Annotated in this window: 14 protein-coding genes; 6 read left to right on the top strand and 8 right to left on the bottom strand. The window is 65.9% G+C overall.

The window, feature by feature from the left end; all coding sequences use genetic code 11:
- Positions 1–36 precede the first annotated feature (36 nt).
- Together ACQP2U_RS38265 and ACQP2U_RS38270 are read right to left on the bottom strand one after the other, a co-directional pair.
- On the bottom strand, positions 37–1,281 hold the full coding sequence (locus ACQP2U_RS38265; protein WP_433712012.1) for a L,D-transpeptidase: 1,245 nt from the start codon (positions 1,279–1,281) through the stop codon (positions 37–39).
- Between the two features lie 68 nt (positions 1,282–1,349).
- A complete protein-coding gene (locus tag ACQP2U_RS38270) occupies positions 1,350–2,441 on the bottom strand; it encodes a UDP-N-acetylmuramate dehydrogenase (protein WP_433716724.1) in 1,092 nt (363 codons plus the stop codon).
- Positions 2,442–2,481: 40 nt separating this feature from the next.
- Here ACQP2U_RS38270 and ACQP2U_RS38275 point away from each other — a divergent pair, with 40 nt between their 5' ends.
- The 3 genes from ACQP2U_RS38275 (at position 2,482) to ACQP2U_RS38285 (ending at position 4,412) form a co-directional block, all read left to right on the top strand.
- Positions 2,482–2,973, top strand: a complete 492-nt coding sequence (locus ACQP2U_RS38275; RefSeq protein WP_433712013.1) for a DUF2505 domain-containing protein — start codon at positions 2,482–2,484, stop codon at positions 2,971–2,973.
- Positions 2,974–3,117: 144 nt separating this feature from the next.
- A complete protein-coding gene (locus ACQP2U_RS38280; RefSeq protein WP_433712014.1) occupies positions 3,118–3,639 on the top strand; it encodes a DUF2505 domain-containing protein in 522 nt (173 codons plus the stop codon).
- Positions 3,609–4,412, top strand: coding sequence for a class I SAM-dependent methyltransferase (locus tag ACQP2U_RS38285; RefSeq protein ID WP_433712016.1), 804 nt, complete (start codon positions 3,609–3,611; stop codon positions 4,410–4,412). The genes ACQP2U_RS38280 and ACQP2U_RS38285 overlap by 31 nt, the downstream gene beginning before the upstream one ends.
- A 149-nt stretch (positions 4,413–4,561) precedes the next feature.
- Here ACQP2U_RS38285 and ACQP2U_RS38290 read toward each other — a convergent pair whose 3' ends face one another.
- Entirely contained in the window at positions 4,562–6,037 is a 1,476-nt protein-coding gene (locus tag ACQP2U_RS38290; protein WP_433712017.1) for a hypothetical protein, read from the bottom strand.
- Positions 6,038–6,131: 94 nt separating this feature from the next.
- Complete coding sequence (locus tag ACQP2U_RS38295) at positions 6,132–6,740, bottom strand: hypothetical protein (protein WP_433712018.1); 609 nt, start codon at positions 6,738–6,740, stop codon at positions 6,132–6,134.
- A gap of 99 nt (positions 6,741–6,839) precedes the next feature.
- Here ACQP2U_RS38295 and ACQP2U_RS38300 point away from each other — a divergent pair, with 99 nt between their 5' ends.
- A complete protein-coding gene (locus tag ACQP2U_RS38300) occupies positions 6,840–7,577 on the top strand; it encodes an LmeA family phospholipid-binding protein (protein WP_433712019.1) in 738 nt (245 codons plus the stop codon).
- A gap of 98 nt (positions 7,578–7,675) precedes the next feature.
- Here ACQP2U_RS38300 and deoC read toward each other — a convergent pair whose 3' ends face one another.
- On the bottom strand, positions 7,676–8,302 hold the full coding sequence (gene deoC, locus ACQP2U_RS38305; protein WP_433716725.1) for a deoxyribose-phosphate aldolase: 627 nt from the start codon (positions 8,300–8,302) through the stop codon (positions 7,676–7,678).
- A gap of 201 nt (positions 8,303–8,503) precedes the next feature.
- Between deoC and ACQP2U_RS38310 the strand changes: the two genes are divergently transcribed.
- Complete coding sequence (locus ACQP2U_RS38310; RefSeq protein ID WP_433712021.1) at positions 8,504–9,052, top strand: GNAT family N-acetyltransferase; 549 nt, start codon at positions 8,504–8,506, stop codon at positions 9,050–9,052.
- Positions 9,053–9,095: 43 nt separating this feature from the next.
- Here ACQP2U_RS38310 and ACQP2U_RS38315 read toward each other — a convergent pair whose 3' ends face one another.
- Positions 9,096–9,371, bottom strand: coding sequence for a hypothetical protein (locus ACQP2U_RS38315; protein ID WP_433712022.1), 276 nt, complete (start codon positions 9,369–9,371; stop codon positions 9,096–9,098).
- A gap of 92 nt (positions 9,372–9,463) precedes the next feature.
- Here ACQP2U_RS38315 and purU point away from each other — a divergent pair, with 92 nt between their 5' ends.
- Complete coding sequence (purU, locus tag ACQP2U_RS38320; protein ID WP_433712024.1) at positions 9,464–10,354, top strand: formyltetrahydrofolate deformylase; 891 nt, start codon at positions 9,464–9,466, stop codon at positions 10,352–10,354.
- Positions 10,355–10,358: 4 nt separating this feature from the next.
- On the opposite strand, the gene ACQP2U_RS38325 is transcribed toward purU, so the two are convergent.
- Together ACQP2U_RS38325 and ACQP2U_RS38330 are read right to left on the bottom strand one after the other, a co-directional pair.
- The gene (locus ACQP2U_RS38325) at positions 10,359–11,393 is read right to left on the bottom strand and encodes an alpha/beta fold hydrolase (RefSeq protein ID WP_433712025.1); all 1,035 of its coding nucleotides are present in this window, start codon (positions 11,391–11,393) and stop codon (positions 10,359–10,361) included.
- Between the two features lie 275 nt (positions 11,394–11,668).
- Positions 11,669–12,949 (bottom strand): cytochrome P450, encoded by a 1,281-nt coding sequence (locus ACQP2U_RS38330; protein ID WP_433712026.1) that lies wholly within the window; start codon positions 12,947–12,949, stop codon positions 11,669–11,671.
- Between the last annotated feature and the right edge of the window lie 51 nt (positions 12,950–13,000).

Consider the following 13,000-nt stretch of genomic DNA (forward strand, 5'->3'; position numbering starts at 1 on the left):
GACCGATCGTCGCATGTCGCGCTGAGTTTGCCTAGCTCAGCGACCACCGGCCGGCAGCGGCGGCACGGGTGTCGCGGATACCGGATTCTTGGGCTCGCCCTGCAATGCCGACAGCCCCGTCCAGGTATTCCAATCGATGGTCCAGTCGTAGAGATCGCCGTCGGCGGCCGACAGCGCGATCGATGTGCCGGTTACCTCGACCGGATCGCCGTAGAGAGCGGTCGGGAAGAAGGCCTGCGCATCGGTCGGTGACAGGTTGATGCAGCCGTTGGTGACATTCGAAGAGCCCTGTGCCGAGAGGGATTCCGGGTTGGCGTGAATGAATTCGCCATTATTCGAGATGCGTACGGCCCAGCGTTCGCGAACGTTGGTGTAGAACGGCGGATTCGACATCATGAAGTCTTCGTACTTCTCGGTGACGACGTGCACACCGGAACGGGTGACGTTACGCGCTTCATTGCCCTGGCCGTAGCTGACCGCGAAGTCCAAGACGACCTGTCCATCGCGAACGACCTGCATACGATGGCTCGGTGCGTTGGCCTTGACGATCTGGCTGCGGCCGATGCGGAAATCCGAAGTCAGATCGGAATATCCGTAGTTTCCGCCGCCGAGATCCAGACCGTAGAGCTTCGCGGCGACGTGCACAGTGGTGCCGGGTGCCCAGTACTCCTTCGGCCGCCAATGCACACGCGAGCCGCCGTTGTCGTCCGGGAACCAGGCCCAAGCGCCCTCGGTCGGCGGATTGGTGGTGACGGTGAGCGCCTTCTCCACCGCGGCCTTGTTCTGCACAGATCCCTTGAACTGCAAGATGATCGGCGCGGCGATGCCGACTTCCTGGTTATCGGCGATATTGAGCGTCGCGGGGAAGGAGTTCTTCGGCGCCAGGGTGGTGAAGGTGCCCTCGATCGGGACCGGCTTGTGGTCGGGGCCGACCGCAGTGCCGGACCAGGTGTATTTGGCGTCGTAGCCGAGTGGTTCGGTCGCCCGGTAGCTGTGCTTGTCCGCGGCGAGTTCACCGGCGACCTGCTTGCCGTTGGCATTGGTCAGCGCGATCTGATCGATGGTGCCGTCGGTGACGGTAACCGAGATCGGTGCGGTCGGATTGACGTTCTTGGCGTCGCCGGCAGGTGCCAGCGTGACCTTCGCGACGGGGGCGTTGTCTTCGGCGGAGTCACTCTTACCGCCTTTGTCGGACGTGCATCCGGCCACCAGCGCGACTACCACGAGCAGCACAGCGGAAACGGCGGCGGCCGGTCTGAGAATGACTGGACGATGGCTCACTTCATCGAATTTACGCGGGGAAAACCGGTCGACCGCCCAGCGAAGAGTGTGGTGTCCGTTTCACCCGTTTAAAGAGCCACCCCGATGGGTACCGGCTCCGGTTCCAGCCGGATGCCGAATCGCTCGGCGACACCGTCACGGACCGTGCGTGCCAGTGCGACCAGATCGGCGGCGCTCGCGCTACCGCGGTTGGTCAAGGCCAGCGTATGTTTCGTGGACAGCCGGGCCGGGGCGTGCGGGCCCGGAAATCCCTTGGCGAAACCCGCTCGCTCGATAAGCCAGCCCGCCGAGAATTTCACCCCGTCGGGCGCCGGATAGGTCGGGATCGTGACGTCGCCCACATGGGCGATGATCGCAGCCTTCACTTCCTCGACACGATGGTTCGCAACGACCGGATTAGTGAAAAACGAGCCCGCACTCCAGGTGTCGTTATCCGCCGGATCGAGCACCATGCCCTTGCCCGCGCGCAACTTCAGCACCGCCGCCCGGACCTGATCGGCGGGACGGGAGTCACCGTTGCCCGCGCCGAGTGCGTTCGCGAGTTCGCCGTAGCGCAGCGGTGCGCTCGAACCGTCGGGATTGAGGTCGAAGTCCACCTCGAGCACCACGGCGGTATCGCGATGCTTGAGTGCGCTGGTGCGGTAGCCGAAGCCGAGTTCGGCCGGCTCGACCCAGCGGATCTCACCGCTCGCGCGATCCAGCAGGCGCACCCGGCGCAGCAGGCTCTCGACCTCCACGCCGTACGCGCCAACGTTCTGTACCGGCGTCGCACCGGCGGATCCGGGGATGCCGGACAGGCATTCCAGCCCGCCGAGACCGGCCTCGATCGTGGCCGCGACCACCGCGTCCCAGTTCGCACCTGCCTCGGCAGCCACACTGCCCGCGCCGATCTCGACTGTCTCGTTGCGCACCAGGACCACGACACCATCGAAGCCGTCGTCGCCGATGAGCAGGTTCGATCCGCCCGCGAGTAGCAGTAGTGGAATGCCCGCGGCGTCCAGCGTCCGCACCGTCGCGACCAGCGCTTCGGTCGTCGCGCACTCCGCGACCGTGGCCGGACCGCCGACCCGCAATGTGGTCAGCTCGGCCAGCCGGACCGATTCGCGCAGCCGCGCACCGCTATCGACCAGCAGTTCGCGCAGCTGGTCCGCCGACACCACCCGTGAAGTTCGCACGCCCCAGACGGTAGCCTGTTCGACCATGGCTACACCCCTGGCGTATACGGCTCGCTACTCGTCTCCGGTTGCCGCCGTACGCGCGGCCTTCGCCGATGAGCAGTATTGGAAGGACCGCGTCGCCGAGGTGGGTGGCGATAATGCCCGGCTGGATTCGGTCACCGTCGACGGCGACCAGGTCAAGGTGGAGATGGTGCAGGTCATCGCCGCTGAGCTGCTGCCGCCCGCGATCACCGCGGTGCGACCAGGCGATCTGCTCATCCCGCGCACCGAGAGTTGGACCGGCGATTCGGCCGCCTTCACCGCGCGGGTCGAGGGTGCGCCCGCCGAGGTCCACGGAACCATCGTACTCACGGCCGATGGCGCCGGTTCGGTAGCGCAGACGAAGGGCACCATCGAGGTAAAGATTCCGCTGTTCGGCGGGAAGATCGAGGCCGCGATCGCCGAACGGTTGACCGAACTGCTGGCGAACGAGGAAGAGTTCACCAACAGCTGGATCGGCAAGCACCGAGGCTGATCGGAACTGTTCATGCGACCATGCACCGCTGTCGTCTCGCGACGATGTGTGGATTCCGCGTGGCGTTGGCGTGGGGTTGTGGCGGATCCCCAGACCCACCGCCGAACGATGCGGCAGGGAGCGGTCCCGGTAACGTAACCCCTCATGGCTCGCCGACTGGACTATTCAGCCCGCTTTCCGCTGCACACCACCAAGGAACTGTACGCGGCGCTGTCGACCCGGGAGTACTGGGAAGACCGGTGCGCGGAGATGTCGAAATTAGCGCCCGGTAACGAAATCGTCAGCCTCGAGGTCAACGACTCCGGTATCGATATCGTGCTCAACCACATCCTGCCGCGCGACATGCTGCCGGAGATCGCGCAGACGGTTATGCGCAAGGACATGGTCATCACCCGCAAGGAGAGCTGGGGGCCGTTCGACGAGAACGAGTCCGTCGGCAAGTTCTCGGCCTCCATTCCGGCCGGGCCGGGCAGCCTCGGCGGCACCATTCGGCTGTTCCCCACCGATACCGGCTGCACCATGCGATTCTCCTCCGAGGCCAAGGTGTTCATCCCGATGGTCGGCCCGCGACTCGAACAGCTGATGCTGGTCAACCTGGTCGACCTGTTCCGCGGCGAGGCTGAGCAGACCGTGAAGTGGCTGGAAGAGCAAAACCCGACCCGCTGAGGCCGGTCGGCACCATCACCAGGGGCACCACCGGCGTCAACCGATTGCGACGCAGCGACCGCTGGCTGATCCACGACGAGTTGGTCGCCGGGCGCCTACGTGACGCGGCCGATCCGCTGGTCGTCGATCTCGGCTATGGGGCGAGTCCGTGGACCACGCTGGAGTTGGCGGCCCGGCTGCGCACCGTCCGCGCGGACGTGCGGGTGGTCGGGCTCGAGATCGATCCGGAACGGGTGGTGCCCGGCCGCGCCGGCGTCACCTTCGCGCGCGGCGGCTTCGAATTGGCCGGACTGCGGCCGGTGCTGGTGCGGGCGTTCAACGTGCTGCGGCAATATCCCGAGTCGGCCGTGCCCGATGCCTGGGCCACCATTCTGTCCGGGATGGATCCAGCTGGTTTACTCGTCGACGGCACATGCGACGAGCTGGGCAGACGTTGCGCTTGGGTGCTGTTGGATCGGTCCGGACCGCGCTCGCTCACCCTGGCATGGGACCCGTTCACGGTCGACCGTCCATCCGACCTCGCCGAGCGCCTGCCGAAGGTATTGATCCACCGCAACATCCCCGGCGAACCGATCCATGCCCTGCTGACGGCCGCCGATCGCGCATGGTCCCGCGCCGCACCACTCGCCCCCTTCGGCCCACGAGCGCGCTGGCGAGCAGCCGCCGACCACCTCCGCCAAGAGGGTCTCCCAATCCACATCTACCGCCGCCGCATGCGCGACTGCGTGCTCTCGGTCCCCTGGCCGACCGTCGCCCCCAACCCAAGGCCTTAGATCAAGATCAGGTGGCACTGGTGGCGGGGCTTTTCGAGCGATGCCGCCATAGTTGCCACCTGATCTTGAAATCGGGGTTATGGCACGCGCCGACTGGTGGTTGGTTTGGGGTGTGGTGGGGGCGGGGGCGGTGGGGCGCTGTGCGGTGGTCAGGGGCGGGTGAGTAGGGCTTGGAAGTGGCCGGTTAGGGCTGCGAGGGGGAGGATCGAGGTTGGTTCGAAGGGGTGACGCCAGAGGCCGCCGTGGGCGGCACCGGCGACGAAGATGCCCTCGGGGTTCGGGTCGGGTTCGGGTGGGGCGAAGAGGTCGGCGACGAGCTTGGCTGCCAAGAGGGTTCGGGCGGTGTCGGGGGCGAAGACTTCGATGCCGAAGTGGCGGGCGCCGCGGTAAGAGGCGGCGAGGGAGCGTTGGGCGCGTAGGGCTTTCGTCGTGGCCGGTGGGGCGACGACGCATGAGACCGTGCGGCCCGCGGTGTGCGCGAGGACCGTGCGCCAGCGCAGCAGGCGTTGGGCCAGTGCGTGGTTCGGGCCCTGGGCTGGGAGCAATGCGTCGGCGACGCTCCAGGTCGCGCCGAGGTGATCGGGATTCGTGGTGCGGTAGTTGGGCCGGTACAGCGCCGATGCGGTGAGCATGCGCAACAGGTGCGGGCCGACGCCGCGCTCACGCAGGCGGGCGTGGGCGTCCGCGATGACGTCCTCTGGGACGGCATAGCAGTCGGTCGGCGAGCCGAGATATGCGACGGCCGCGTCGTCGCGGTGCTCGAGCAGATCCTCGACGAGGACATCCAGCGCGGCGGCAAGCCGAACTCCTTGTGGTCCGGGAGCATTCGCGTACAGGCCGAATACCGGAAGGGCGTCGTGGTCGAACTGCGCGCGAATCCAGTGCAGCAATGCCGGGAACTGCCTGGTGATATCCGCGCCGGGCTCGGCAGTGAGGGGATAGCGCAGCCGACCCGCTCCCGCCCTCGCGATATCCGAAATCTCGTGCCATCGATGCGGTCCGGGTAGGTCGATCGCGAGAACATCAGCGCCCCAACGCAATAGCGGCCGCAGCGGACCGAGTTCGGCCGCCGCACCGGTCACGATTATCCGAAAACCGGGAAGCGACAACCACTCTGGATGATCGATCACCCGCTCCACCGCTGCGGCGAAGGCGGGCTCGATTATGCCGCGGCGACACCAGTCGGTCAGCTGCTGCCCCAGCGCCTCTTCGGCCAATAGTTCTCCACGGAACGGGATTTCGAGTCGAGGTGCCGGTCTCGCAGTACCGTCGATTCGGCCGGTTCGGAGTCCATCGGGTGTGGCGATCGCATCGATGTCGACGCTGTGCAGCGGTGCGGTCGTGTGCCCGGTCACGAAACACAGCAGCTGGCGTGCGGCCCGCAAACCGTCGGTCGCGATCCCCACCGACACCGCTGACGAGCTCGCGGCCAGCGCGGTCAGGCCGCGGAAGATGCCACGGTAGCCGCAGTGCCAGTCCCGGCAGGTCTCGACCTGTTGTGCGAGGTCGGCGTCATATCTGCGGACCGCGTCGGCGACCACGGCGGTGGCGAACATATCGCCGATGCGCTCCGGCGCTCCGGACGGAAAGACGAGATCCCACTTGCCCTGACCTACCGTCCCCATGGTCAGTCACCCTGCCATGATTGCGCGCCGGGCAAAACCGGAGATCGAGCGAATTGATAGCCGAATCGGATCATTCGCGACTTCACCGCGCCGATCACGCGGCGGTGAGGGCCCGGCGCACCCGGGCCGCCGCACGCGGGGGTAGTCGCACACTCGCGGAACGGATTTCCTCGCTCTCGCAGCGATGGATGGCTACCGCATCGCCGACCACCTCATCCAATGCGGATTGCCCGATATCGGCCTCGGCCAGATCGAGCACCGTGCGCACCGGCGTGGTCACCAGAAATGCGCCCGCGGATTCCAGATCGGCCGGAATCAGCGGGCGACGCAGCACCACCAATCGGGGGGTGACCGGCGGCCGTCCCGAACCCACCGACATATGCAGGAATCGCGGCCGCAGTCGACCGAGGCCGTGCAATTCCGCAGCACTCTGATGCGATACCGCGGCGGCCCCGTCGAACCAGGCCGCCCACATGGCGTATTCGTCGAGTGGGCCGGTGGGCCAATCGGCCAACCGCAACAGCCCGACCCCGGCTCGCGTCACCGAGCCGTCACTGAGACCGGCGCGAACGTGCGTCTCACATCCGGCGCGCAGCACCTGTCTGGTGGTGAAGAACCCGGCATGGCGCCCGGCCAATCGCCGCAGTACACGCCACCCGTGCTCGGCGGAATCGTGTGCGCGGCCCGCCGCATCGCCAGCCATGTCGACCAGGCTACGCTCGAACTCTGTGTCAGATGTCACAATCGAACCCCTCACCGCGCCCTCAGAGCGAGCACAGAAAGGTCGGGAAGAATCGAGCGCATGAGCCAGCCCAGCGAGATCAACGCAGCTACGAAGCGCCCACCACCCCGGGGCAACCGGCGGGCACTCGTGATCGCCCTCGTCGTGGTCACGATTCTGCTCGCTACCGTGCTGGTCGGTGGGGAGGCATACGCGCGGCACCAGGTTTCCCGGTGCATCAGTTCACAGTTCGAGAAGGATATGGGTTCGAAGATCGATGTGAGCTTCGGAGCCAAGCCGATGCTGATCACCTGGATCGACGGGAAGGTCGATCAGGTGAAGGTGAACAGCGACGATTCCAAATTCGGTCCGGCTGTCGGCATGGTGGTGCACGCCAAGTTCAACGATCTCGAGGTCAGCAATAACAGCGGCAGCACCATCGGCAGCTCCTCGGCCGATGTCACCTGGGGCAACGACGGTATCCGGGAGACGCTCGGCGGCCTGGTCAGCGGCGTGTCGTCCGCATCATCGACCGGGATGCTGACCCTGGATGTGCTCGGCGGACTCGCGCAGTTGCAGGTGAAGCCGGTGATCAAGGACGGCACCGTGCAGATCGAGACGAAGTCGGCGGCGCTGCTCGGCATGGGGATACCGACCGACGTGGTGTCGGGCATCGTCGAAGTGTTCACACAGAGTCTGCAGAGCTACCCGCTAGGCCTGAAGGCCACCGACGTCAAGGTCACCGATAACGGTGTGGTGGTGAAGTTGGCTGGTGGGCGGACCGAACTGCCCGCGCAAAACGGCGACGTCAGCTGCTGAGGCGGCACAGGCGCGACACTCGTTGTATCGGGTGGGCGCGTTGTGCCGGAAGCGGAATCAGCCCGCACGTTCGGCATGCTCCGACGACGGGCTCGGCATCAGGCCGGGAATCCCTCCAGCACGGCACGGGATTTCGAGAGTCCGAGACGGGTCGCGCCAGCGGCGATCAGTTCGGCGGCGGCCTCGCAGGTGCGGATGCCACCGCTGGCCTTCACACCGAGGCGTCCGCCGACAGTCTCGGCCATCAGCTGGACCGCGTGCACGCTGGCACCACCAGTGGGGTGAAATCCGGTGGAGGTCTTCACGAAATCGGCGCCGGCACGTTCGGCGGCGCGGCAGACCTCCACAATCGCGGCATCGGACAGCGCCGCCGATTCGATGATCACCTTGAGCACCGCACGATCCTCTATCGCCTCACGCACCGTCACGATATCGGACAGCACCGCGCCGTAATCGCCTGCGCGCGCGGCTCCGACATCGATCACCATGTCGACCTCGGCCGCGCCCTGCTCGACCGCGAGCCGCGCCTCGGCGCCCTTGACGAGCGAATGATGCTTCCCAGAAGGGAATCCGGCGACCGTCGCGACCACCACTGCGGATGCCCGAATCGGCAGCATGGACGGCGATACGCAGATCGCGTACACGCCGAGTTCGCGTGCTTCCGCGACCAACGCGTCCACCTGTGCGGCCGTCGCTTCCGGCGCCAGTAGCGTGTGATCGATCATGGCGGCCACTTCGGCCCTGGTCAGCGACGCGGAATTTGCCACAAGGTGAGAGTCTGGCACACCGGTGGCGAATTCCGTTGCGTGCCTCGGACACATCGCGCACACTCGATACTATCGGTGGAGCTAGACAGCGCTTGCGACTGCACGGCCGAGGTGTTGCGCAGTCGCGGATAGCCCAATCGTTCAGGAGGAGACGACACCGTGCTGATCCGTCGTGAACGTGCCGACGATGCCGCCGCGATCGCGGCCGTCCACCGCAGCGCCTTCGGATCGCAGTACGCGAACGCCGATAACGACAGGGAGACGGCCCAACTCGCCGATGATCCACCCGAGGTCGACCTCGTCACCCGGTTGCGCAGCGACTCCGGTTGGATCCCGACCCTGTCGATGGTCGCGGTGGAACACGACACCGTCATCGGGCATGTCTGCCTCACTCGGGCGGGTGTCGGCCCGTTCCCGGTGCTCGCCCTCGGTCCGATCGGCGTCCTGGCAGAACATCAAGGCAATGGCGTCGGCGCGGCCATGATGCATGCCGCCCTCGGCGCCGCCGACGCTCTCGATGAACCCCTGATAGGCCTGCTCGGCCACCTCGACTACTACCCCCAGTTCGGCTTCCTCCCCGCCGCCCGCCTCGGCATAACGCCGGATGAACCGGCCTGGGTCTCCCACTTCCAGGTTCGCAGGTTGTCGGCGTATGACTCGCAGATCACTGGTGAATTCCGTTATGCGGAGCCGTTTTACGAGTTGTAGGCCGCGCTTCGGGGAGCTTCGGGCAAGGTCGGGGCGCGCCGGGTCAGGAGTGGTGGAGCATGGTGTAGACGTAGGAGCGTTCGTGTTTGCGGGAGACCCAGGCGCCTTCTGGAGGCAGGTTGCCTTGGCCGGGGTCGTCGAAGGGGCGGCTCACGACTTCGCCGGAGTCGGTGCAGATGGACCAGCCGAAGTCCGGGAGGCGGCGGCACCAGAGATCGCGGTCGATTCGCTTGTACGACGGGTAGCCGTAGGCCCAGCCCTCGCGCACGAATTCGTACGTCAGCCCGTCGAGCTGTCGTATGAACTTCACCCGCGTCACATCCCTATTGTCGGCTTCCGCACCACACTTGCTCAACACCTGGGGCCGCAGGTGGTGCGAATAGCACATAGTCGACCTGGGAGGATGAGCCCATGAGTTCCGCTCCACCTGTCTCGGACGACCGACGCTTCGTGCTCACCCTCGGGTGCCCGGACCGTCCCGGCATCATTGCCAGGATCACCTCCTTCATCGCCGAGTTCGGGGGGTCCATTGTGGAAGCGGGCTATCACTCCGATCCGGATATCGGCTGGTTCTTCACTCGTCAGGCGATCAAGGCGTCGACGGTGCCGTTCGGCATCGCGGAACTGCGCGACCGGTTCGCCGGCGTCGCGGCCGACTTCGGCACGGAGACAGAGTGGCAGCTGCTCGACTCCGGTGAGCGTCGCCGGGCTGTACTACTGGTCAGCAAGGACGGCCACTGCTTGCACGACCTGCTCGGCCGTGCCGCGAGCGGTGAACTGCCCGCCACTATCGAAGCGGTCATCGGCAATCACCCGGACCTCGCGGGCATGACCGAGGCGCACGGCGTGAAGTTTCACCACGTGCCCTTCCCGAAGGATCCGGCCGAACGCGGCCCGGCCTTCGAGGTGGTCCGCGCGCTGGTCGATGCCCACGACCCGCACGCCGTCGTCCTGGCCCGCTTCATGCAGGTACTGCCCGCCGAGCTGTGCGAACACTGGGCAGGCAAGGCGATCAATATCCACCACAGTTTCCTGCCCTCGTTCGTCGGCGCCCGCCCGTATCACCAAGCCTTCGCCCGCGGCGTCAAACTGATCGGTGCGACCTGCCACTACGTCACCGCCGAACTCGACGCCGGTCCCATCATCGAACAAGACGTGATCCGCATCGACCACGCCGACGAGGTCCGCGATATGGTCCGCCAGGGCCGCGATATCGAACGCGTCGTCCTGGCCCGCGGCCTTCGCTGGCACCTCGAGGGCCGCGTCCTGGTCCACGGACGCCGAACCGTGGTCTTCTCCTAGGGACTTACCCGACTGCTTTGGCGGGCTGACGCACCGAATCGAGGATCGAAGCCAGTTCCTCGTTGAACCGCTCGTACATCTCGATGTTTCCCAAATGTCCCTGCGGGAGCACCTCGTATTTGACCAAGCTGCCGGTCTCCCTGAGCATTTCGGCGATTCGCTCGGCATGCACCGGCGGGGTCATATCGTCGAATTCGCCGGCCAGGACTGTGGTCGGTACGACGAAGTTGCGGGCCGATTCGCCGAGATCCAGTTCGGCGAGCAGGATTCCGAATTTCCCACGGACGCGAGCGGGGCAGGAGCGCACGACCGCGAGGCTGTAATCGACAACATCGCCGGTGGAGCGCAAGCTCATGATCTGGCGGGTGAAAGCCCATTTCACCGGGGCGATCGGCGGGAAGACGAGCGCGGCGCCCAGACCGAGGCGGCCGAGTGCGTACGGCAGCGCGATGCGCCAATTCAGCAATGGGAGTGGCGCATTGAGTAGCGGAAGGACGGTCGTCTCGGCGATCAGTTGCCCCGCCGCGGTATTGGTCAACAGCACTGCGCACGCCTGCTTCGCGACTCGGTCCGGATAGCGTCCGGCCCATGCCTGCAGGGTCATGCCACCGAGGCTGTGGCCGACCACAACCGCCCGCTGGCGCGGGCGCAGTGTGGCATCGAGCACAGTGGCCAGATCGTCGGCGAGCAGATCGGCGGTCAACGGGCTGGAGCCGAGTTCGCTCTCGCCGTGGCCGCGCATGTCGTAGACGACAACGCGGTACCGATCGGCGAATTCGTTGATCTGCGCATTCCAGTATTCGATGGCGCAGGTCCAGCCGTGTACCAGCACAATCGTCTGCGCGTCGGCCGGTCCGTAGACGTGTACGCGCAAACGCGCGCCATCCCGAGTGACCACCGGAACGACCTCATACGGCCCGGCTGGCGGATTGAACGCCGCGGTCGCATAGGTACGCGACCGGAGGTTGGCGCGGCGTGTGTGAAGCAACCCCCGGACCCGCCCAGGGAAGCCCACCAGCGCAGGCGGCATTGCACGCATCGGACACTCCTTTGTGTTACTCCCCGATACACTAACTAGAAACCGCCGTGCTTGCTAGTGCAAGCACCCCAGAAGTTATCCGAACTTCTCTCCGCCCTCCTGTGACCGATCACAAATCCGGGCCATCCACCCAAGCGATCGAAGAGCCGAACCTGCCGTCAATAGCAAGAAGCTACCTCGGGACCCAGCCGAATCTCCCGCCCAGCCGACCAGCGCACGCAGACCGCAAGCGCTCGATCGGCATCACGTCGCCCCCAACCGCAGCCGCGCCCGCCTCAAGCACGCAGTTTGACGGGCATGGAACGGTATGCGTGCAGATTGCGGAGAGGGTGCGGGATCGGCGGACCGTCCAGGGACAGATCCGGGTACCGCTCGAAGAGGGCTCGCAGCGCGATGGAGCCTTCCAACCGGGCCAGCGTGGCGCCCAGGCAGCCGTGCACGCCGCCGCCGAACGCGAGATGATCCGCTGCGTTGGCCCTGGTCACATCGAATCTATCGGGATCAGGGAAGACTGCCGGGTCGTAATTCGCACCCGCCAATGACAGCAGGACCAGGGATCCGGATTCGACGCGCTGATCAGCGAGGTAGACCTCGCAGTTCGTGACTCGGCCCGTCATCCGCACCGGTCCGTCGTAGCGCAGGATTTCCTCGACCGCACGTGGCCACAGCTCCGGCCGCGCCGCCAGCAGTTCCAGTTGGTCACGATGGCTTGTCAGCAGGGCGATTCCGTTGCCGAGCATATTCACCGTCGTCAAGAATCCGGCGTCCAGCAGCAGCGCCGCATTGGCCATCTGCTCGCGGCGAGTCAGCTCGCCACCCATCACCAGCATGCTGAGCACATCGTCGCCCGGTTGGGCGGTGAGTCCGTCGAGGTGTTGGTCGAAGTACCGCTGAACTTCGGCCAAGTCGTCGATGGCGTGGCGGTAGGTGCCCCAACTGAGGCCGCGTTCGAGCAGCGGTGCACCGGAATCTCCCCACTTCAGCAGGGTCGAATGCATATGCGCGGGCAAACCGAGAATCTCGGCGATGATCGCGACCGGCAACTGGGCGGAAAACTCGACGATCAGATCCGGTCGCGGCTTCGATTCCAGGCGTTCGAGCAGGTCATCGGTCACTTCGACAACCCGCTCCCGCAGTTTGGCGATCGCCTTGGGGGTGAATGCCTGCCCGACCAGACGTCGGTACCGGGTGTGGTCGGGCGGATCGGTCACCAGCATCGAGGGCGGCTCCGCGAGGTTGGGAAGCTCCGGATCCGTTTTGGTCATCACCCAGCGGACGGGCTTCGGCAAGGTCGAATGGTTAGGCGTGACAACGCTGAAGCGACGGTCTCGCAGGATGAGTCGGCACAGTTCGTAATCCGCGGTCACGTGCAGACCCGACACCTTGGGTATCCGGCCCCGCCGGCGGATCTCCTCGATGTACCGCGACGAGCCGAGCAAACGATCCGGACCGACCGCGATCTGCCCGAGGGGATTTCCCCGACGCGCCGCCCACAGAAGGTAGAACCGTGGCACGCCATGCATCATCAGCCATCGGATCCATACACGTATCCGCATGTTTGCCACCTCCCCCTTCATCCTTACATATGATAGATAGTCGCTATGGGC

Origin of the sequence: Nocardia sp. CA-084685 (assembly GCF_050955785.1) — a bacterium.
GTDB lineage: Bacteria > Actinomycetota > Actinomycetes > Mycobacteriales > Mycobacteriaceae > Nocardia.